Origin of the sequence: Bacillus sp. FSL W8-0848, assembly GCF_038007805.1 — a bacterium.
In the GTDB taxonomy this organism is placed as follows: Bacteria; Bacillota; Bacilli; order Bacillales; family Bacillaceae; genus Bacillus; species Bacillus glycinifermentans.
Genome location: NZ_JBBOYB010000001.1, coordinates 3,652,671 through 3,672,292, shown reverse-complemented (window position 1 = coordinate 3,672,292; position 19,622 = coordinate 3,652,671). Strand labels below are relative to the sequence as shown.

22 protein-coding genes are annotated in these 19,622 nt (G+C 47.0%); 13 read left to right on the top strand and 9 right to left on the bottom strand.

Features of this window, described 5'->3' with window-relative positions; genetic code table 11:
- Window positions 1–50 precede the first annotated feature (50 nt).
- Both NSQ39_RS19370 and NSQ39_RS19365 read right to left on the bottom strand, forming a co-directional pair.
- Window positions 51–734, bottom strand: coding sequence for a CidB/LrgB family autolysis modulator (locus tag NSQ39_RS19370; protein ID WP_046130654.1), 684 nt, complete (start codon window positions 732–734; stop codon window positions 51–53).
- The gene (locus tag NSQ39_RS19365) at window positions 716–1,102 is read right to left on the bottom strand and encodes a CidA/LrgA family holin-like protein (RefSeq protein ID WP_046130653.1); all 387 of its coding nucleotides are present in this window, start codon (window positions 1,100–1,102) and stop codon (window positions 716–718) included. Before NSQ39_RS19365 ends, NSQ39_RS19370 begins: the two co-directional genes overlap by 19 nt.
- 469 nt (window positions 1,103–1,571) lie before the next feature.
- On the opposite strand from NSQ39_RS19365, the gene NSQ39_RS19360 reads away from it, so the two are divergent.
- The 5 genes from NSQ39_RS19360 to thiE all read left to right on the top strand — a co-directional run bounded on the left by NSQ39_RS19360 (window position 1,572) and on the right by thiE (window position 4,791).
- Complete coding sequence (locus NSQ39_RS19360) at window positions 1,572–2,000, top strand: DUF5082 family protein (protein ID WP_175076521.1); 429 nt, start codon at window positions 1,572–1,574, stop codon at window positions 1,998–2,000.
- A complete protein-coding gene (locus NSQ39_RS19355) occupies window positions 1,997–2,266 on the top strand; it encodes a YwqI/YxiC family protein (protein WP_175076520.1) in 270 nt (89 codons plus the stop codon). Before NSQ39_RS19360 ends, NSQ39_RS19355 begins: the two co-directional genes overlap by 4 nt.
- A gap of 125 nt (window positions 2,267–2,391) precedes the next feature.
- A complete protein-coding gene (cidR, locus tag NSQ39_RS19350) occupies window positions 2,392–3,306 on the top strand; it encodes a cidABC operon transcriptional activator CidR (RefSeq protein ID WP_046130650.1) in 915 nt (304 codons plus the stop codon).
- Complete coding sequence (gene thiM / locus NSQ39_RS19345) at window positions 3,306–4,118, top strand: hydroxyethylthiazole kinase (RefSeq protein WP_175076561.1); 813 nt, start codon at window positions 3,306–3,308, stop codon at window positions 4,116–4,118. Before cidR ends, thiM begins: the two co-directional genes overlap by 1 nt.
- A 1-nt stretch (window position 4,119) precedes the next feature.
- On the top strand, window positions 4,120–4,791 hold the full coding sequence (gene thiE, locus NSQ39_RS19340) for a thiamine phosphate synthase (protein ID WP_175076519.1): 672 nt from the start codon (window positions 4,120–4,122) through the stop codon (window positions 4,789–4,791).
- Between the two features lie 16 nt (window positions 4,792–4,807).
- Here the strand turns inward: thiE and NSQ39_RS19335 are convergent, their stop codons facing one another.
- Entirely contained in the window at window positions 4,808–5,971 is a 1,164-nt protein-coding gene (locus tag NSQ39_RS19335) for an ROK family transcriptional regulator (protein ID WP_175076560.1), read from the bottom strand.
- A gap of 161 nt (window positions 5,972–6,132) precedes the next feature.
- On the opposite strand from NSQ39_RS19335, the gene xylA reads away from it, so the two are divergent.
- Window positions 6,133–7,479, top strand: coding sequence for a xylose isomerase (xylA, locus tag NSQ39_RS19330; RefSeq protein ID WP_175076518.1), 1,347 nt, complete (start codon window positions 6,133–6,135; stop codon window positions 7,477–7,479).
- Window positions 7,479–8,978: a xylulokinase gene (xylB, locus tag NSQ39_RS19325; protein ID WP_175076517.1), complete on the top strand. Its 1,500-nt coding sequence runs from the start codon at window positions 7,479–7,481 to the stop codon at window positions 8,976–8,978. Before xylA ends, xylB begins: the two co-directional genes overlap by 1 nt.
- A 40-nt stretch (window positions 8,979–9,018) precedes the next feature.
- On the opposite strand, the gene NSQ39_RS19320 is transcribed toward xylB, so the two are convergent.
- The 4 genes from NSQ39_RS19320 to NSQ39_RS19305 all read right to left on the bottom strand — a co-directional run bounded on the left by NSQ39_RS19320 (window position 9,019) and on the right by NSQ39_RS19305 (window position 12,227).
- Window positions 9,019–10,557: a solute symporter family protein gene (locus NSQ39_RS19320; protein WP_175076516.1), complete on the bottom strand. Its 1,539-nt coding sequence runs from the start codon at window positions 10,555–10,557 to the stop codon at window positions 9,019–9,021.
- Entirely contained in the window at window positions 10,554–10,868 is a 315-nt protein-coding gene (locus NSQ39_RS19315) for a DUF485 domain-containing protein (RefSeq protein WP_175076515.1), read from the bottom strand. The genes NSQ39_RS19320 and NSQ39_RS19315 overlap by 4 nt, the downstream gene beginning before the upstream one ends.
- Window positions 10,869–11,039: 171 nt before the next feature.
- On the bottom strand, window positions 11,040–11,600 hold the full coding sequence (locus NSQ39_RS19310; protein WP_175076514.1) for a flavodoxin family protein: 561 nt from the start codon (window positions 11,598–11,600) through the stop codon (window positions 11,040–11,042).
- 477 nt (window positions 11,601–12,077) lie between these two features.
- Entirely contained in the window at window positions 12,078–12,227 is a 150-nt protein-coding gene (locus tag NSQ39_RS19305) for an anti-repressor SinI family protein (RefSeq protein WP_046130642.1), read from the bottom strand.
- A gap of 800 nt (window positions 12,228–13,027) precedes the next feature.
- On the opposite strand from NSQ39_RS19305, the gene galE reads away from it, so the two are divergent.
- From galE to qoxD, 5 genes are all read left to right on the top strand, one after another.
- Window positions 13,028–14,020: a UDP-glucose 4-epimerase GalE gene (galE, locus tag NSQ39_RS19300; RefSeq protein WP_175076513.1), complete on the top strand. Its 993-nt coding sequence runs from the start codon at window positions 13,028–13,030 to the stop codon at window positions 14,018–14,020.
- A 465-nt stretch (window positions 14,021–14,485) separates the two neighbouring features.
- Window positions 14,486–15,463 (top strand): cytochrome aa3 quinol oxidase subunit II, encoded by a 978-nt coding sequence (gene qoxA, locus NSQ39_RS19295; RefSeq protein ID WP_099047130.1) that lies wholly within the window; start codon window positions 14,486–14,488, stop codon window positions 15,461–15,463.
- A 17-nt stretch (window positions 15,464–15,480) separates the two neighbouring features.
- Window positions 15,481–17,430 (top strand): cytochrome aa3 quinol oxidase subunit I, encoded by a 1,950-nt coding sequence (qoxB, locus tag NSQ39_RS19290; RefSeq protein ID WP_046130639.1) that lies wholly within the window; start codon window positions 15,481–15,483, stop codon window positions 17,428–17,430.
- A 14-nt stretch (window positions 17,431–17,444) separates the two neighbouring features.
- Entirely contained in the window at window positions 17,445–18,059 is a 615-nt protein-coding gene (qoxC, locus tag NSQ39_RS19285; protein ID WP_046130638.1) for a cytochrome aa3 quinol oxidase subunit III, read from the top strand.
- Window positions 18,059–18,427, top strand: a complete 369-nt coding sequence (gene qoxD / locus NSQ39_RS19280; protein ID WP_046130637.1) for a cytochrome aa3 quinol oxidase subunit IV — start codon at window positions 18,059–18,061, stop codon at window positions 18,425–18,427. The genes qoxC and qoxD overlap by 1 nt, the downstream gene beginning before the upstream one ends.
- Window positions 18,428–18,649: 222 nt before the next feature.
- Here qoxD and NSQ39_RS23145 read toward each other — a convergent pair whose 3' ends face one another.
- On the bottom strand, window positions 18,650–18,763 hold the full coding sequence (locus tag NSQ39_RS23145) for a lariocidin family lasso peptide (RefSeq protein WP_425531895.1): 114 nt from the start codon (window positions 18,761–18,763) through the stop codon (window positions 18,650–18,652).
- Between NSQ39_RS23145 and NSQ39_RS19275 the strand changes: the two genes are divergently transcribed.
- On the top strand, window positions 18,756–19,292 hold the full coding sequence (locus NSQ39_RS19275) for an ATP-binding cassette domain-containing protein (protein ID WP_046130636.1): 537 nt from the start codon (window positions 18,756–18,758) through the stop codon (window positions 19,290–19,292). The genes NSQ39_RS23145 and NSQ39_RS19275 overlap by 8 nt on opposite strands.
- 61 nt (window positions 19,293–19,353) lie before the next feature.
- On the opposite strand, the gene NSQ39_RS19270 is transcribed toward NSQ39_RS19275, so the two are convergent.
- The gene (locus tag NSQ39_RS19270) at window positions 19,354–19,614 is read right to left on the bottom strand and encodes a spore morphogenesis/germination protein YwcE (RefSeq protein ID WP_046130635.1); all 261 of its coding nucleotides are present in this window, start codon (window positions 19,612–19,614) and stop codon (window positions 19,354–19,356) included.
- Between the last annotated feature and the right edge of the window lie 8 nt (window positions 19,615–19,622).

The window sequence follows — 19,622 nt, the reverse complement described above, 5'->3', positions numbered from 1 at the left end:
GGAACATGGAAAAAGGGCCTCCGAAGTTTGATTCGGAGGCCCTTTTTTGGCTACACGGCAATAAGCGAAATAAGAAATGGCGCGGCGCAAAGCGTAATGATCGCTGCCAAAATCATCGATACGCTTGAAATCGTTCCGGATACGGAGCTGAGCTCAAACGCTTTTGACGTACCGGCGCCGTGTGCGCTTGTTCCAAGCAGCACGCCTCTGGCGATTTCATTATCGATTCTGAAATAACGGATGACCATCGGGCCGATCACTGTGCCGAACAAAGCGGTCAAAATGACAAACACGGCGGTAACCGCAGGCACTCCGCCGATCATTTCAGAGACGCTCATTGCGATTGGCGTTGTCACTGATCTTGGAACGAGGCTCTCAATAAGATCCGCATTCAGCTTGAACAGCTTTGCGATAAACGCTGTTGACAAAATGGCGATGCAGCTTCCTACCGCCACGTTAATGATAATTTCAGCGGCATACTTTTTTAAAATAGGAAAGTATTTATACAGCGGAATCGCAAAAGCTACAGTAGCCGGCTGAAGCATATCGGTTAAAAGGCGCCCTCCGGCATTGTAGGCGTCAAAAGGCACGTTGATCAAAAGCAGCAGGCCGACCAATATGAGCGGCGTGATCAGTAAAGGCGAAGCATACACCTTCGGATGGCGTTTGTACACCGCCTTGGCTCCCATATAGATCAAGACTGTTGCGATCAGACTTAAGCATCCGATGAACATGTTTTTTTCCTTTCCTTTCTTTTAGCAATGATTTGCGTCAGCATCCCTGTCGATACCATAACGACAAACGTGCTGATCAGAACGACGAGTATAATGCTTGTTCCGAAGTGTTTGAGAATATCCCCATAGTTCATAATCCCGACTGCTGAAGGGATAAAGAACAATAGAAGTTCCGCGAGAAGCCACAATGCCCCGATTTCAACCCATTCAAGCTTAATGACCTTGAAATGGAGGAGCGCAAAAACGACGATAATCCCGAGGATGCTTCCGGGAATATTTATATGAAGAACGTCTACAATCAGATTCATCAAACGCGCAATGAAAAATAAAAGAGCGACCTGACTTATTCCTTTAATGAATGTTTTCATGTCATTATCCCCCTTTCTAGACAAAAGTGTACATGAGATTAAAGTATAGGTAAAATACATATACAGAATAATGATTATTCATTTTATCTATATGGGAATACGAGAAATCAGGGCGAAAGAAACAGTTAATTGACTAAAACTGTAAAACGGCTGACGGAATAGACTTCCTGTTTTCTGTGACCATTACACCTTCCTGCTCCCGTGTCTTTGGTCTTTCCACGATGAGAAGAGGGATTGGATTCGTGCAAAAAGACTGGTCTGATATTCTTAAAAAACGGCTTGTTTCAGATTGTTCACCATGTACAAATCCCTAAAAACAGTATTTAAAGCCTATTCAACATCCGTGCTTTTCGACTTAAACTATAAATATTGGAAATGTGCGCAAGTCTAGTAAAAGATGTGAATCTATGCTTGATCGGATCAAGAAAAAGTCATTCCACATCATCATGCAATTTCAGAGGTGACAAAAATGGACTACTCAGGCACGCTGGAGAAGATACACGGGGTTCTCTCCCACAAGGCCCAAGAGCTCGAAGAACAAATTTCAAGACTGGAACGGGCAAAGCGCGATGTTGAAAGAGAACAAGGCTTAGGCATCGAAGAAATCAGACAGATTTTGCGTCCGGGTCTTGGAGAAGCATGGACCGGAAGCCGGGCAGCCGACTTTGATGAAGCACGTGATGAAGCGCACACCGCCATGTACAGGATATTTAACGATGATTATGAGAGGTATATCCATAAAATCGATTTGAAAATATTTGCATTAGACGCTGAAAAAGGGGCGGTCGAGGCTGCGAGCTGGTCTGCTGACCGGGCGGACTATCTGCTGGAAAAAGGGGATGAAGCGCTCGATGCCCTGCATAGTACAATCAACGGTCTAAAAGGGTGGTTGAAATGAGCAAAACGATCAAACTGAACCATGGCGCGGTCATGAAACAGCTGGATCAAGTGAAAAGGGCGCTTGACTCGCTCTCTCTGCAAGGGCCGTCTGCCGGATCGCTTGGGCAAAATAAGCTTGATTTTACAGCAAAGTGGCTTGAACGGGAGGAAACCATCCGCGATATGGTGAACCAGTACAAAGAAGCTGTTCAAAAAAATATCGAAGACACTTGTTCAAACGTGGATAGCCTGAAGGAGCAGGATGAGGCCATCGCCAGAAAATAAGCGCCGCCGGCAGCAAGCCGGCAGCGCTTTTTTATATTGGGCGGGGTGCAGAAAATGTTGAATTTGGTTTAAAATATGGTGTGAAGCGAAAATCGTGCACGAAGCTCTGAAAGGATGTCAACCAAATGGACATACGTCATTTAACTTATTTTTTAGAAGTGGCCCGCCTGAAAAGCTTTACGAAGGCTGCCCAGTCGCTATACATCTCACAGCCGACGATTTCCAAAATGATCAAGAATCTTGAAGAGGAGCTGGGAATCGAGCTGTTTTACCGGCGCGGAAGGCAGATTGAACTGACTGACGCCGGCCAAAGCATGTACGTGCAGGCGCAGGAAATCACGAAATCGTTTCAAAATTTAACTTCAGAGCTGAACGATTTGATGGACGTAAAAAAAGGGCATGTCAGGATCGGACTGCCGCCGATGATCGGTTCAGGCTTTTTTCCGAAGGTCATCGGTGAATTTAGGGACAAATATCCGAATGTCACGTTTCAGCTTGTTGAACACGGGTCTGTGAAAGTGCAGGAGGGCGTAGAGGACGGATCGCTCGATATCGGGGTCGTCGTCCTGCCGGCGAAAGAAGAGGTCTTTCACTCGTTTACGATCGTAAAAGAAGATTTAATGCTGCTCGTTCATCCGTCACACCGTTTTGCCGGCGAAAAGGAGATCGAGCTTCGCCAATTGAGTGAGGAACCGTTTATTTTCTTTCGCGAAGACTTCGTCCTTCATGAACGGATCATTACAGCATGTTTGAAGGCCGGATTTCGGCCGAACGTAATTTATGAAACATCCCAATGGGATTTTATCAGTGAAATGGTGTCGGCCAATCTCGGAATCGGCCTGCTCCCTGAAAGAATCTGCCGGGATCTTGACCCCGAGCGGGTGAAGGTCATTCCTGTTGTCAGACCGTCCATACCCTGGCATGTCGCCGTCATATGGAGAAAGGACCGCTATCTTTCATTTGCAGCCAGAGCCTGGATCGACCACACCAAATCGTATATATGGAGCCCGAACGAAAGAATAGGAAGGAATGAAGCATGATGAACCGACAAGATGCCGCCCAAGCAATAGAGAAAGTCAGAAAAGAAAACCCGCTCGTGCATAATATGACGAACAACGTCGTGACGAACTTCACCGCAAACGGCTTATTGGCCCTCGGCGCTTCCCCTGTTATGGCCTATGCAAGGGAAGAGGCGGCCGACATGGCGAAAATTGCCGGCGCTCTCGTATTGAACATCGGCACGCTGAGCCTTGAGGTCGTTGAGTCGATGATCATCGCCGGAAAATCGGCGAATGAACACGGCGTTCCCGTTATCCTTGACCCCGTCGGCGCCGGCGCGACGCCGTTTCGAACGGCATCCGCCCAGCGCATCATGCGAAAAGTCAAGATCTCTGCCGTCAGGGGCAATGCCGCCGAAATCGCCAACACGCTCGGTGAAGAAAGCTGGGTGATAAAGGGAGTTGACGCCGGAGAAGAAAAAGGCGACCGGATCGCTCTGGCCAAAAAAGCGGCCAGCGTCTGGAATACAACTGTTATCATCACCGGTGCCGAAGACGTCATCACCGACGGGACAAAGCTGTATACCGCCGGAAACGGGCATGAGCTGCTGACGAAGGTGACGGGTACGGGCTGTCTCTTGACGTCTGTCATCGGCGCGTTTTGCGCCGTTGAAAAAGAAGCCTGCAAAGCCGCTGTATCAGCCGCGGTTTTTTATGGCTGCGCGGCGGAAATAGCCGCCGAAAAAACGGCGCATCAAGGGCCCGGAAGCTTTCAGATTGAATTTTTGAATCAGCTTGCCGCCGTCAATTCAGAGGATATAGAAGAGCGCGGCTTGATCATGGAGGTGGAGTAGGATGGCGCGTATTGTGCGGAAAAACATGAAAGACATGCTGTCCGTATACTTTATTATGGGCTCAAATAATACGGACGGCGACCCTTTGGCCGTGATTGAAGCTGCCTTAGAGGGCGGCGCGACTCTCTTTCAATTCCGCGAAAAAGGAGACGGGGCGCTAAAAGCGGACGAAAAAAGAGCTTTTGCGAAAAAAGTGCAGGCTCTGTGCCGCGAAGCTGGAGTCCCTTTCATCGTCAATGACGACGTTGAGCTTGCCCTTGAACTTGACGCCGACGGCGTTCACATCGGCCAGGATGACGAAAAGGCCGGGGACGTCCGGGCCAGAATCGGGGACAGGATTCTCGGCGTGTCAACGCATACGCTTGAAGAAGTGCTGCAGGCGGAAAAGGACGGGGCCGATTATATCGGAGCAGGGCCGATTTATCCGACGGAAACGAAGCGGGATGCGAAAGCCGTCCAAGGCGTCGCCCTGTTGAAAGAAATGCGGAAGCGGGGCATCGGCATTCCTGCGGTCGGAATCGGCGGGATCACGCTTGAAAACTGCGCGCCTGTCGTGGAAGCAGGAGCGGACGGCATCAGCATCATCAGCGCCATCAGCAAGTCCTCTGATCCGAAACAGGCCGCTGCTCGGTTTCGCACGAAGGTTGAAGCCGTTAAAAGCGAAAATTCCTAAAACGGGGTTTGCGCTTTTAAAATTGTTCATCTATAAACCGCTCCAAGAACCGCTCAATGATAATATAGGAAACACCGAGCGATGAGGCGGTGCGGCCGAGGGAGGAAATGTTCAGACGGTAATCGGTCAGCGCTTCTTTTTTACTTCTTGACGAAATCGTCTTCTTAATCGAATCGACGATCGCCGGATAAGATTCGACAATCGTATTTCGCAAAATAATCGTCTCCGGATTCAACGTTTTGATGATGTTGACGAGTCCCACGCCTATGTAAAAGCCGAATGTCTCGAACGTTTCCAGCATCTTTTGATCGCCGCGGTCGGCCAGCTCCTTGACCGTTTGATACAAAGGGGCCTTGGTATGCGAAAGATACGGAGAAAAAACGGCTCTTTCCGACGCATACAGCTCCCAGCAGCCTTTATTTCCGCATCTGCATAGAGGGCCGTTAATGTCGATCGACATGTGCCCCGCTTCTCCCGAAAACCCTTGCACGCCCCTGAACAGTTTGCCGTTCATCAAAATTCCTAAGCCGATGCCGGCATTGATGCTTACGAAAATGGCGTGTTCCAAATGTCCGGAATCGCCGTACTCCCTTTCGCCGATGGCTCCGGCATTCGCTTCATTTTCAACGAAAACCGGTACATTGTACGCTTTCTCAAGAAGGCTTTTTACTTGGAGAAGGTGAATCGGTTTATTCGGGGTGAAAACGACGTTCTGGTCATTGTCGACCAGGCCCGGCACACACACTCCGATCCCTGTCAAACCGTAATGGGAATCAGGTATCTTTGCGATGGCAAGTTCGATCAGTTCAATGAGGGCCTGCTCTGTCGCCGGAATGTCCGTCTCATCAAGTTCACGCTCGTATTGCTCAATAATCTCGCCTTCCAGGTCGGTTAAAACGACGATGATGTAATTCGTTCCGATATCAGCCCCGATCGCATAGCCGGCTTTCCGGTTAAATTTCAGCATAACGGGCCGTCTGCCCCCGCTCGATTGACCGCGGCCCGTTTCAAAAATAATGTCCTTTTGCAGCAGGGAAGACACTTGGGAAGAGACCGTTGACTTATTAAGCCCGGTTATTTCTGAAAGCTTTGCCCTTGAGACGGGGGAATTGGCTATGATTTGCTCAAGGATGAGGGCTTTATTCATTTTTTTGACAAGTGCTTGGTCTGCTGTATTCAATCCGATCACTCGCTTTTGATGTAGTGCTTTCATTATAGTACAGCGAATTTAAAAAACTCAAATTTTTCTAATATTGTAATTGAAAGCGCTTCGATCATCTTGTAAAATAAATGGAAAGAAGTTAGTTTAATGGTTAAACAAACTTTTTAGGGGGACTGTGAATGTTTTTTAAAGAAGTAGAAACGGTCAAGTATGAAGGGGCAGACTCGGATCATCCATACGCTTTTAAATATTACAACCCTGATGAACGGATCGGCGGCAGAACGATGAAGGAGCATCTCCGTTTTGCTGTTTCTTATTGGCATACGTTTGATGCGGACGGAAGCGATCCGTTCGGAGACGGGACGATCAGCCGCTCATGGAACAGGATGACGCATCCGCTGGATAAGGCGAAAACGCGCGCTGAAGCGGCATTCGAATTTTTTGAGAAGCTCGGCGTGCCATACTTCTGCTTTCATGACGTTGACGTCGTTCAGGAAGGCGATACATTGCGGGAAACGTTTCTTTATTTGGATAAAATGGTGTCATTTCTTAAGGAGATGATGGAGACAAGCGGGGTGAAGCTATTATGGAACACAGCAAATATGTTTACGCATCCGCGATTTGTGCACGGCGCCGCCACATCCTGCAATGCGGACGTATATGCGATTGCAGCGGCAAAAGTGAAAAAGGGGCTGGAAATCGCCAAGGAGCTCGGCGCTGAAAACTATGTGTTTTGGGGAGGCCGGGAAGGCTATGACACGCTGCTGAATACAAACATGAAGCTTGAGCTCGACAATTTGGCAGCATTTTATCGAATGGCAGTCGATTATGCACAAGAGATCGGCTTTGACGGGCAATTTCTGATTGAACCGAAGCCGAAAGAGCCGACAAAGCACCAATACGATTTTGATGCAGCGACATCGATCGCATTTTTGGAAACGTACGGTTTAAAAGAGCATTTTAAATTGAATCTTGAAGCAAATCATGCCACTCTTGCCGGACATACGTTTGAGCATGAGCTGAGGGTGGCTGCGCTCCACGATATGCTCGGCTCGATCGATGCGAATCAGGGAGATTTGCTGTTGGGATGGGATACGGACGAATTCCCGACAGATCTGTACGGCGCAGTCCTCTCGATGTACGAGATTTTAAAAGCGGGCGGCTTTAAAACGGGAGGCATCAATTTTGATGCGAAAGTAAGGCGCGCCTCGTTTACGGATGAGGATTTGTTTCACGGGCACATCGCGGGAATGGACACGTATGCGCTCGGCTTCAAAGTCGCCTATCAGCTTTTGGAGAACCGGGCGATCGAAAGCGTCATAGAAGAACGCTATGAAAGCTATTCGAAAGGAATCGGCCTCGACATTGCCGAAGGAAAAACGGATTTGAAAAAACTGGCCGCCTATGCACTCGAAAACGACCGCATCGAAAATAAGTCAGGCCGGCAGGAAATGCTTAAAGCAATGGTGAACCGCTATTTATTGAATGCTTTACGGTCAGAGCCGGCAAGAAAGGAGAAACATTAGTGGAATATTGTATCGGGGTTGACCTTGGCACAAGCGCCGTCAAAGCGATCCTCGTCAACCGGCACGGCGGCATATGCGGGGAAGCCTCAAAGCCGTTTTCAATCATCGAGCCTCATGCCGGTTATTCCGAACAGGATCCGCGCGAGTGGGCGGAGAAAACGAAGGAGGCCATAAAAGAACTTGTCGGAGGGCACCGGGGAGGGGCCGATGAGATCAAAGGCATCAGCTTCTCCGGGCAAATGCACGGACTGGTGCTTTTGGACGGCAAAGGAGAAGTGCTGCGGAATGCGATATTGTGGAATGACACCCGTACGACCGAACAATGCCGGCTGATTAACGAAGTCATCGGTAAGGCGCGCCTTCTTGAGCTCGTTAAAAACCCTGCGCTCGAGGGATTTACGCTTCCGAAGCTTTTGTGGATCAAGGAACATGAACAAGAGCTTTTTCAAAAAGCGGCCGTATTTTTGCTGCCAAAGGATTATGTCAGGTATACCATGACAGGGTGCATTCAGAGCGAGTATTCAGATGCGGCGGGCACGCTGCTGCTTGACGTGAAGCATAAAACATGGAGCGGCGAAATGTGCCGGCGGCTTGAGATTCCTGAATCGATATGCCCAGAATTGGTCGAATCCGGAAGCTTTGTCGGCTGTCTCACTTCCAAATTTGCCGAAGAAACAGGCCTCACGCCTGAAGTAAAGGTTTTTGCCGGAGGGGCTGACAATGCATGCGGAGCGGTCGGCGCCGGCATATTACACGAAGGCACCGCTTTGTGCAGCATCGGCACGTCAGGTGTTGTACTCTCGTATGAAAAAGATCCAGATCAACAATTCCGGGGCAATATTCACTTGTTCAACCATGCGGCGCCTGGTGCCTATTATTCAATGGGTGTGACGCTTTCCGCGGGCCGCAGTTTCAGCTGGTTTAAGGATGTATTCGCCAAGGATGAAGCATTTGATTCGTTGATCGGTGAAGTGGAAGAATCCCGGCCCGGTTCAAGAGGTCTGCTGTTTACGCCTTATCTTTCCGGGGAAAGGACCCCCCATGCTGACGCGGAGATTCGCGCCAGCTTCATCGGAATGGACAGCGGGCACAGGAGGGCTGATGTTGTCAGAGCTGTTATTGAAGGCATCACATTTTCCCTTCATGAGAGCATCGAACAATTTCGCGCCGGAGGGAAAAACATCAGCCGCGTCATTTCGATCGGCGGAGGGGCAAAAAGCGAAGAATGGCTGCAAATCCAGGCCGATATTTTTAACGCCGAGATCATCAGGCTGAAAAGCGAGCAGGGTCCGGCCTTCGGAGCTGCGATGATCGCGGCGGTCGGCTGCGGCTGGTTTCCGACGCTGGAAGCTTGCGCTGAACGCTTCGTTCGCATAAAAGAGACGTTTCAGCCCCGCCCTGAATACAGCAGGCAATATCAACATATTTTTCCGGTTTACCGGGATGTTTATCGCCATACGAAGCCATTGAACGAGCGGCTGGCATTTTTGCGCGAATAGCCCGATGCTTTTCTTTTGAGCGTCGGGCTTTTGACGCGGGCTATGACTGGTCCATATGGACGCCCGTATGCGCCTTTACTTGAATTTCCGCAAATGCTTCATCGCCATTGTTTTTTGGCGATAATACCGTCCCGAGATAAGCACCTAAAAATCCGAGCGGAATAGAAATGATCCCCGGGTTTGAAATCGGAATCAGCGGATCTCCAACAAAGATTGCGTTCCCGGCGGGATCCCAAACACTCGGGCTCATCGACACGAGAATGAGGGCGCTCAGGAGCCCGGTCAAGCTGCCGGCCAGCGCTCCGACGGCGTTAAACCGCTTCCAAAAAACAGTGAAAATAATAAGCGGCAGATTGGCGCTTGCCGCAACGGCAAAGGCCAGCGACACAAGGAATGCGACATTCAGCGATTGAGCGAAGACGGCGAGCAGGATCGAAAGAACGGAAACACCGATGGAAGCCCATCTTGCCGCGAGCATCTGCTCTTTCTCCGTTGCACTTCCCTTTCTAATGATTTGACTGTAAATATCGTGTGCAAAAGCGGAAGCTGCTGAAAGGACAAGCCCTGTCACAACCGCTAAAATCGTAGCAAAAGCGATGGCCGAAATAAACGCGAACAAGAAATCGCCGCCGAGCGCCTGGGCCAGGAGCGGAGCAGCCATATTCCCCGCCTTATCCGCGGCCAAAATGTCTTCAAAGCCGACAAATGCGGCGGCGCCGAAACCGAGAAAGACAGTCATAATATAAAAAACACCGATAATCCATGTAGCAGATACGACCGACTTTCTGGCAGTCTTGGCATCCTTCACCGTATAAAACCTGATGAGAATATGGGGAAGTCCGGCTGTTCCGAGGACAAGCGCCAGATTCAGCGACAGCGTTTCAAGAGGAACTTTGTATTTATTGCCGGGATTCAAAAAATCCGCACCAAGTGGAGTAACGGTTTTCATTTGATCGAACATATTCGTAAGGCTGAATCCGAATTTTGAAAACACCATGATGGAAATAACAAGCGTCCCCGCCATTAAAAGAACAGCTTTAATGATCTGCACCCAGCTCGTTGCGATCATTCCTCCGAACACGACGTAGATCGTCATCAAAACGCCGACGATGCAAACAGCCAGCGTGTAGTCAATGCCGAGCAGAAGCTTGATCAGCGCACCGGCGCCGACGAGCTGTGCGATCATATAAAATGTCGATATGGCAATCGTGTTTAATGCAGCGACTCCGCGAACCTTCTTTTGCCGAAAACGGGAAGCGATCATATCCGCCATCGTAAACTTTCCAAGATTTCTGAGCGGCTCGGCCACGATATAAAGAACCACTAAATAAGCGACTAGAAAACCGATGCTGTAAAAAAAGCCGTCAAAGCCGTTTAGAGCGATCATGCCCGCAATGCCGAGAAAAGAAGCGGCCGACATGTAGTCCCCGGCGATGGCCAGTCCGTTTTGAATACCGGTAAGCCCCCCTCCGGCCGTGTAAAATTCACTCGCCGTTTTTGTCTGTCTTGCCGCAAAATACGTGATGACAAGCGTAAGGGCTACGATGATGAGAAACAGAATAAAGGCTGTCGCACTCATGATTCAGCGCCTCCAAATTCCCGTTTGCATTCATCCGCCATTCTGTCAAACTGATCGGCTTTTCTCGTGTAAAGAATGCACAGCGTCCATGTCATTGCAAATTGTGCAATCGCGAAGATCCACGCCCATGTAATCGGACCGGCGGCGGATTCGTTTAAAAACGTAAAATAAGACGTTAAAATCGGCAAAAGGAAATAAAAGATCAGAAAGAAAACCGTCATCGGTACGATAAAGGCACGCTTTTTCTTTAGAAGCTCTTGAAACGCCGGAGATGCAGCAGCCTTGCTGTAATCTATTGTATCTTCTTTCATTCGGTTCATCCCTCCTGTATTTGTCTTAAAAGATACAACAAGGTATGTCACAGGCTCCGGTTTTATTCTTCAAATTTCATACGCAACCTTATTTATATAAGATGAAAGCCCTGACGATCTCTAAAAAATACTGTTTCCATTGCGAGGATTGATTGTTCGCTTTTTCTTTTGTCATACTTTCCACCTCTTATTTGCCGCCAGTTGATGTTTTAGTTCGTTTACAGAAACAAGCGCTGCACGATCGTTTAAAATGCTGCCGGGCTGATTTGCTTTTCCGATAAGATAACCGCCGAATGTCATGCCCATGAAGTCAAAAATATATTGAAACTGCTGAATGAGGGGCAGGCCTTTGATATGGGGCTCGTCATCACCGACAGCGATGACGTATGCCGTTTTTCCGGACATCTGCCGTTTAAAATCATCTCTTCCTATTTCAACAAGCGATTGGGACCAGCGGTCAACAAAATGTTTCATCAGTCCCGACATGCCGTACCAATAGATTGGAGTGGCAAAAATGATGTCGTCTTTATCCAGGATTCGGCTTAACAGGTCTCTGTAATCATCGTCGGGGTAAACCGGAGAGCCTTCACTGTGCCGATAATCCTCCACAGCTTTGACATGATAGTCGGACAAACTGATCTTGTCTGCATCAAGTCCATCTATTAACCGGTTCACAAGTGTTTCTGTATTGCCGTTTTTGCGGGAACTCCCGCAGATTACTGCAATCCCCATAATAAATCTGCCTCCTTTTGTTTCAGTTTATAATGAAAAATAAAGATCAGTAAAATTGATATTTTAGTTTTTTTTCATCGAAAAAACCGATTTTAAAAGCGTATTATATCCGGTAAAAAAGCAGGCAGCCGGTGACATACCGGTTTAAGGGAAGGCTCTGTATCACGTCAGAAATGATGATCTATGGAGGGGGTTGCTGGATTGTGCATATTCGCGGATAAAGCGGAAAAGGAGGATTTGAATATCATATAAAAGAAAGTCAGCATCGGCCTGCCTCTGCCGGAACAAACAAGAGTGGCAGTATTCTCATCTGAACCTGCAGAAAGCCGTCTGAAAGGGCTGGGCAAACGAGGGCCTAGAGCTGAATTACGTCATTATCAATGTTAAATACTCTTTAAAACAGCCGGTTGGATCATCTTGAAAAATCAAGATTCAACAGAACCGCCTGTTTTATTAAATAATTGTCGGGCTAAATATCTACTGCTTCAGCTGTTTGCCGGCATCTTTCTGCTTGGATTGGGAGGAAAGAAATTTTTTGACATCCTCAATATCCAGGCCCAGATTTTTCGCCTCCTTCATTAAAATCACCCAATCTTTGTCCAGTTTGTGTTTCGTTTGAGTATTCATAGACTCCTCCAATATGATAAGACGTTTTACATCCCAAGAAAAAACCCGGATTTTTCCTTGAGATGTACTAAAGTTATAAAACAACACCTTTATGAAAACAATGACAAATTTCATAAAAAATTCACAAATCCAAAAAAATAAACCTACATATTCCCTAAATAAATGACTAAAAAACCCAAAAAATCTTAGATTCTTACTTATTATAATAAACAAACAATTACTGACTGGATAGTATTCAAATAAAAATGATTAATTCTCCCTATTAAAATATTCTCAAAAGAAGCCGACCATGCTTTGAATATTCAAAAAACAGAGGGGGTGATAAGGGGCGGAAACATCGAAAGAAGGGCCCGTGAACCCAGGTGCAGCATGGCATTCAGAAGACTAAGCCTGCCGGGAGGCATAAAGGGCTTTTTGCTTATCGCAAGGAGCGGCTGAAAGGCGGATAATCCAAAAATACTACCAATTCCCTTGTCAAAGTGGAAAAAAAGAACATTGTTTTCAAATGCAGATAAAAAAGTATAGCTTTTAGACGAAAACGACATTTTTTCTTCATGAAAATCTGCTTTAAAGAATAAAAAACCGAACCTTTGGGAATGAGGAGAGGACTTTCTCTTTCATGAAAATATTTTGACAATGCAGGCTGAAAAAGCTGGAAAATGGTAAAATGAAATGGCTTGATTCACTTGGAATGCCGCAGGCTGACCCGCGGCATCGTGAACTTCGGGTCAATCGAGAGCATATCGCAATGTAAATCATTTTGATGCCTGTTTGGCGTCTGTGAAAGGGGAAGAAATGGATTGGCAGTTTTAGTATGCGGAGGAGCAGGCTACATCGGCAGCCACGCGGTGGCGGAGCTGTTAAGCCGGGGTGAAGAAGTCGTCATTATTGATAATCTGCAGACGGGGCATGAGGAAGCTGCTCTCCCGGGAGCGTCTTTTTATAAAGGAGATTTGCGGGATGAAACATTTCTGAAGAATGTATTTCAGGAACATCCAATTGAAGCTGTGATGCATTTCGCCGCGGATTCTCTGGTGGGGGAAAGTGTAAGCGAACCTTTAAAATATTACGATAACAATGTGTATGGAGCAGTTTACTTATTGAAGGTAATGAAGGAGTTTGGCGTTCAACAGATCGTGTTTTCGTCAACTGCCGCGGTATACGGGGAGCCTGACCGGGTTCCGATCGTAGAAACAGATCCGGCAAATCCGACAAATCCGTACGGAGAGACAAAGCTTGCGATTGAAAAAATGCTGAAGTGGGCAGAAAAAGCACATGGGATCCGCCATGTTGTCCTGCGGTATTTCAATGTTGCCGGGGCTCATGTAAAAGGCCTGATCGGTGAAGACCATCAGCCTGAAACGCATCTGATTCCGATCATTCTCCAAGTTGCGCTCGGAAAACGGGACAAGATCATGATATTCGGCGACGACTATCCGACCCCTGACGGTACATGCATCAGAGACTACATCCATGTCATGGATTTGGTTGATGCGCATATTCTTGCCGTAGAAAGGCTCCGGAACGGGGGAGAAAGCGCCGTTTATAATCTTGGAAACGGGACAGGCTTTTCCGTTAAGGAAGTCGTTGAAACCGCCCGCCAAGTGACAGGGCATGAGATTCCGGCAGAGATCGCGGAACGGCGTGCCGGAGATCCGGCCCAACTCATCGCCTCCTCTGAAAAAGCCGTGAAGGAGCTGGGCTGGCAGCCGCAGCACGCCGACCTGGAAACCATCATTGAAAGCGCATGGAACTGGTTTAAAGCCCATCCATCAGGCTACAAAAAGCAATAAGAAGGAAAAAAGAGCTTTTCTTTAATTGAGGAAAAGCTCTTTTTTTGTGGACGTTCTATTAGCTGCCAGAAGTTTAAACCCACCTAAAATGGGGAAATATAAAAAGCAGTTGAAAAGTAAGTTAACCAAGAAAAAAATTAACAATGTTAAATTAATTATTGACCAAACTTTTTTATTGTGGTAAACCTAAATTTGACAGATTTTTTGTCCCGAAATGTCTGTTTCACTCTGCTTGCTAATTGTGTAAAAAGAACTAACATATTCCCAATTTCATCCTCCGATCATCATAATAATACAACGTAAATTTGACGATTTTGTGACATTTGGGTGAAAAAAAGGTGAACTTTCTAAAAAAATAAGGCTAATTGGTGAAGATTTTGTTAGCATAGCAAGGTAGAAGAAAAGTTTTTCAGAATCGCTGTATTCGATATTCTGACCAAATTTTATACATCATTAGGAAGGATGGTGATCCTCTTGTTCAGAGCACTCAAGCCGCTCTTGATGGTTGGGCTGCTTTCTGCTGTCTTTTTAATGGGCGGCTGCAGTCAAATCGCGGTGTTAGATCCTAAAGGACCTGTTGCTTCACAGCAAAGAGATCTTATTCTATTATCTATTGGATTCATGCTGTTTATCGTTGCGGTTGTATTTGTCCTGTTTACAGTCATGATCGTAAAGTACCGTGAACGAAAAGACAGAAAGTCTCCGTATAGTCCTGAAATGGAAGGGAATACGTTTTTAGAAGTTGTCTGGACAGTGGTTCCGATTTTAATTGTTATTGCGCTGTCTGTACCGACGGTTCGAACGATTTACTCTCTGGAAGAGGCCCCTAAAGCGTCAAAGGATAAAGAACCTTTGGTTGTTTACGCGACTTCTGTCGATTGGAAATGGGTATTCAGCTATCCGGACCAAAATATCGAAACTGTCAACTACTTAAACATTCCGACGGACAGGCCGATTAAGTTCAAAATCACTTCTGCCGATTCAATGGCATCGCTGTGGATTCCGCAGCTGGGCGGACAGAAGTATGCGATGGCCGGAATGGATATGGAACAATATCTCCAGGCGGATAAAGTAGGAACATATCAAGGACGCAATGCAAACTTCACCGGAGAAGGCTTTGCAGAACAAACATTCAACGTCAAGGCCATGAAGCAGAGCGACTTTAATAAATGGGTGTCAAAAACTCAAAAAACTGCGCCGAAGCTGACGAAGAGCAAGTACGACGAACTGATGCTTCCAAGGCACGCAGACAAACTGACGTTTTCTTCGACACACCTTAAATACGTAAATCACGGAAACGATGCAGAATATGCTATTAAAGCGCGTGAAAGATTAGGCTGGGAGCCGAAATCTCCGCACTCCAAATCAGACCCGTTTGCAAATGTGAAAACGGAAAACAACGAAAAACAAACTGACGAATCTAAAGACCAGGATTCTCAATAAGAAAGGAGGAAGCTTTCATGCATTTGAAATGGGACGAATTCATAATCACAGGTGATCCGCTAATCCTTGGAGCACAGATTTCCATTTTGCTTACGACGATTGCAATCGTCTTCGTTTTAACATATTTCAAGAAATGGAAATGGCTATGGAAAGAGTGGATTACCACTGTCGACCATAAACGCTTGGGGATTATGTATATCATCGCTGCAGTCATTATGTTTTTCCGCGGCGGTGTCGATGGATTAATGATGCGTGCCCAGCTCGCGCTTCCTGACAACCATTTTTTAGACTCAAACCACTATAACGAGGTATTTACAACTCACGGTACGATCATGATCATCTTCATGGCGATGCCGTTTTTAATCGGATTAATCAACGTTGTTGTACCGCTCCAAATCGGTGCGCGCGATGTTGCTTTTCCATACTTAAACAACTTGAGCTTCTGGACTTTTATGGTCGGAGCGATGCTGTTCAATATTTCCTTCGTTATCGGAGGGTCTCCAAATGCGGGATGGACCGCTTATATGCCGCTTGCCGGCAATGAAATGAGCCCGGGACCGGGGCAGAACTATTATCTGCTCGGATTGCAGATCGCCGGGATCGGTACGCTGTTGACCGGGATTAACTTCATGGTCACGATTTTAAAAATGCGTACAAAAGGCATGACGATTTGGCGTATGCCGATGTTTACATGGACGACGCTGATTACTTCTGTCATCATCATTTTCGCTTTCCCTGTACTGACGGTGGCGTTGGCGCTGATGTCGTTTGACCGTTTATTCGGAACGGCGTTTTTCACCTTGCAGAACGGGGGGATGCCGATGCTTTGGGCGAACCTGTTCTGGATTTGGGGGCATCCTGAAGTATACATCGTTATCTTGCCTGCTTTCGGTATTTTTTCAGAAATCATTGCGACATTTGCGAGAAAGCAGCTGTTCGGTTATAAAGCGATGATATATTCTATCATTGCGATTTCCGTGCTGAGCTTCGTCGTATGGCTGCACCACTTCTTCACAATGGGGAACAGCGCGTCAGTCAACTCGTTCTTCTCGATTTCGACGATGGCCATTTCCGTGCCGACAGGGGTTAAAATATTTAACTGGCTGCTGACGTTGCACCGGGGCAAAATCAAAATTACAACGCCTATGCTGTGGTCGCTTGCATTTATTCCTAACTTTGTTATCGGCGGGGTTACAGGCGTTATGCTGGCAATGGCTGCAGCGGACTACCAGTATCACAACACGTACTTCCTTGTATCGCACTTCCACTATGTGTTGATTGCGGGTACTGTGTTTGCATGTTTTGCCGGATTTATCTTCTGGTATCCGAAAATGTTCGGCCACAAGCTGAATGAACGAATCGGAAAATGGTTTTTCTGGCTGTTTATGACCGGATTCAACATCTGCTTCTTCCCGATGTATTTCCTAGGATTGCAGGGAATGCCTCGACGTATTTACACATATGGAGCAAATGACGGCTGGACGGCATTGAACATGATCGCTACATTTGGCGCATTGCTGATGGCTGCAGGATTCATCGTTCTTTGCTACAACATTTTCTACAGCTTCCGCCATTCAAAACGGGAGGAAAGCGGAGATGCTTGGGGACAAGGTCGTACGCTTGAATGGGCTACGTCTTCTGCGATTCCGCCGCACTACAACTTTGCGGTGCTTCCAGAGGTCACTTCGCTTGACGCTTTCTGGAAAATGAAAGAGGACAAAGTCGATATTCACCCTGAAAGCAAATTTAAGAAGATTCATATGCCGAACAACTCTGGGCGTCCGTTTATTATGTCCCTATTCTTCGGATTTGCGGGCTTCGGACTCGTCTTTGAATGGTATTGGATGGGAGTCGTCGGCCTTATCGGCGTATTCCTCTGTATGATTCTTCGTTCATTTGAATATGATGACGGCTATTACGTAAGCGTTGAGGAAATAAAAGAGACTGAACGAAAGAATGCCAAGTAAAGGAGGCGTGAATGATGGGACATGCAGAACAAGGCAATTCTAACGCTCCTATGGAATACCGGTCTGAAACAGGAAGGCTGAACATCCTCGGCTTTTGGATCTTTTTAGGGGCGGAGATTGCGTTATTCTCTACGCTGTTTTCGACCTACGCTGTTCTTCATAACAGAACAGCCGGAGGTGTATTGCCGGCAGAGCTGTTTGACGCCAAGCTCGTTTTAATCATGACGTTCCTGCTGTTAACGAGCAGTTTCACGTGCGGTATCGCCGTGCATGAAATGCGTCGCGGAAGCTTAAAAGGTGTGATGATCTGGATGATCATTACACTCCTGCTTGGCGCAGGCTTTGTATTCTACGAGATTACGGAGTTCACACATTATGTACATGAAGGTGCCACTTTATCAACAAGTGCTTTCTGGTCGGCGTTCTTCGTCCTGCTGGGAACGCACGGAACACACGTGTCGATCGGTATCTTCTGGATTATCGGTATTTTAATCCAAACGAAAAAGCGCGGACTGACTCCGCAAACTTCTACAAAACTGTTTATTTCTAGCTTATATTGGCACTTTTTAGACGTGGTATGGATCTTCATCTTTACCGGAGTCTATTTGATAGGGTTGGTGAATGTATAATGGCGGCAAAACAATCGGCTGAACACAGCCACTTTCCTTGGAAGCATATTGTCGGGTTCGTGTTGTCCATTGTGCTGACCTTATTGGCCCTATGGGTGATCTATACCGATTTAAGCATGGCTGCCAAGCTGTGGATTATTTTCGGGTTTGCCATCATCCAGGCTGGACTGCAGCTCTTGATGTTCATGCATATGACTGAAAGTGACAGCGGAAAAATTCAAGTCGGGAACACGCTATTTGCAGCTTTTATAGCAGTTGCCATTGTCGTTGGTTCTATTTGGATTTTCGCTGCTCACAGCTATCATGGAGACAACCCTGAAGGCGGATCTCCGGGTGCGAAACATTCTGAGCATAGCGGACACGAATAAACAAGAAAGTTCAACTGATTAAAAAAGAGGCCGGGTTTACCCGGCCTTTTTTATTTTATCGGCTGTAAAGCCGGAGGTATAAGGAAGATTCCGAATTGCCGGCTTTGTCATTTTTCCGTGCATAATTGCAGCCGGTTTGCTGTATGTTTTTCACCCGCGAACCCAGGCGGATACAAAGAAAAGAGGGCCTAAAAAAGGCCCTCTCTCCGCATGTGTCGGTCATTATCCTTTTTTCCCCCGGCCAAATTTGCCATCTCCCGGTTTGCTCTTTTTAGAGAGAGTAACTGTTAGGAAAGCACCATAGCTTTTCACTTGAGCAGCTTCCAATTTGCGCATATTTCGCTCAAACGCGACAGCCGTTTTTCAGGATTTTTTGCGGTATGAGATGAGCCTTAAATTAAATATCGGCCTCGGGGAGGTCTCCTCCCGCAACGACTTGGCCAAAATAGAAAAAGCCGCTTTGTTCGGGGGTGTCAATCTGTTTTTGAATAAGCTTGAAAACGGTTATGATACAGAGCTCGGCAGACTTTTCGGCGGGAGAAATTTATCGGGAGGAGAATGGCAGCGTGTCGCCATATCGCGCGCTTTTATGCGCGATGAATCGGCGGACCTGTTTATATTTGACGAGCCATCGTCTGCATTGGATGTATTCATTGAAGAAGAAATATTCGATAAACTGAGCAGAATGACGGAAGGAAAAACCGTCATTATTGTCTCGCACAGGTTGAGCACGGCCCGTTTTGCCGACCATATCATCTTTTTAGAAAATGGAAGAGTCATAGAGACCGGGACGCACGATGAATTAATGGCCAATCAGGGCAAGTATGCCGAATTGTATCATTTGCAAGCCGAAAAATATGTCTAGAAGGAGAATGCCCGAAAAGGCCGGTCCAAAGACCGGCCTTTTTCATGGTGTGAGCGCTTTTTTAGCGGTTCATCCTTTTTCTGATCAATGGAAGTCCATAAATTAAAAAGGCGGCGATATGAGCGATGATGACGTTGATGATAAAGAGTGCGATCATGAGAGAGTGTCCTGCAGGAGAAAGACTGCTTGTCATGTAGAAAAAGAAGAATACCCACATTAAAATAATAGGCGGGATCGATGAAAGTGCGATCTTCTTGTTGTCCAGCCATAAAAATAACGGAGTGGCGCTTGCAATCAGCAAGTAAGCGAAAAACATATCCATGCGTTTTC

Bases quoted from the DNA above. Each gene is read 5' to 3' on its own strand.
- xylA (WP_175076518.1), top strand. From the start codon at position 6,133: ATGTTTTTTAAAGAAGTAGAAACGGTCAAGTATGAAGGGGCAGACTCG.
- NSQ39_RS19315 (WP_175076515.1), bottom strand. From the start codon at position 10,868: ATGAAAGAAGATACAATAGATTACAGCAAGGCTGCTGCATCTCCGGCG.
- thiM (WP_175076561.1), top strand. From the start codon at position 3,306: ATGAACCGACAAGATGCCGCCCAAGCAATAGAGAAAGTCAGAAAAGAA.
- NSQ39_RS19370 (WP_046130654.1), bottom strand. From the start codon at position 734: ATGTTCATCGGATGCTTAAGTCTGATCGCAACAGTCTTGATCTATATG.
- qoxC (WP_046130638.1), top strand. From the start codon at position 17,445: ATGGGACATGCAGAACAAGGCAATTCTAACGCTCCTATGGAATACCGG.
- NSQ39_RS19305 (WP_046130642.1), bottom strand. From the start codon at position 12,227: ATGAATACTCAAACGAAACACAAACTGGACAAAGATTGGGTGATTTTA.
- NSQ39_RS19360 (WP_175076521.1), top strand. From the start codon at position 1,572: ATGGACTACTCAGGCACGCTGGAGAAGATACACGGGGTTCTCTCCCAC.
- NSQ39_RS23145 (WP_425531895.1), bottom strand. From the start codon at position 18,763: ATGCGCAAATTGGAAGCTGCTCAAGTGAAAAGCTATGGTGCTTTCCTA.
- NSQ39_RS19365 (WP_046130653.1), bottom strand. From the start codon at position 1,102: ATGAAAACATTCATTAAAGGAATAAGTCAGGTCGCTCTTTTATTTTTC.
- NSQ39_RS19310 (WP_175076514.1), bottom strand. From the start codon at position 11,600: ATGGGGATTGCAGTAATCTGCGGGAGTTCCCGCAAAAACGGCAATACA.
- NSQ39_RS19270 (WP_046130635.1), bottom strand. From the start codon at position 19,614: ATGGATATGTTTTTCGCTTACTTGCTGATTGCAAGCGCCACTCCGTTA.
- qoxD (WP_046130637.1), top strand. From the start codon at position 18,059: ATGGCGGCAAAACAATCGGCTGAACACAGCCACTTTCCTTGGAAGCAT.
- cidR (WP_046130650.1), top strand. From the start codon at position 2,392: ATGGACATACGTCATTTAACTTATTTTTTAGAAGTGGCCCGCCTGAAA.
- NSQ39_RS19355 (WP_175076520.1), top strand. From the start codon at position 1,997: ATGAGCAAAACGATCAAACTGAACCATGGCGCGGTCATGAAACAGCTG.
- thiE (WP_175076519.1), top strand. From the start codon at position 4,120: ATGGCGCGTATTGTGCGGAAAAACATGAAAGACATGCTGTCCGTATAC.
- qoxB (WP_046130639.1), top strand. From the start codon at position 15,481: ATGCATTTGAAATGGGACGAATTCATAATCACAGGTGATCCGCTAATC.
- NSQ39_RS19320 (WP_175076516.1), bottom strand. From the start codon at position 10,557: ATGAGTGCGACAGCCTTTATTCTGTTTCTCATCATCGTAGCCCTTACG.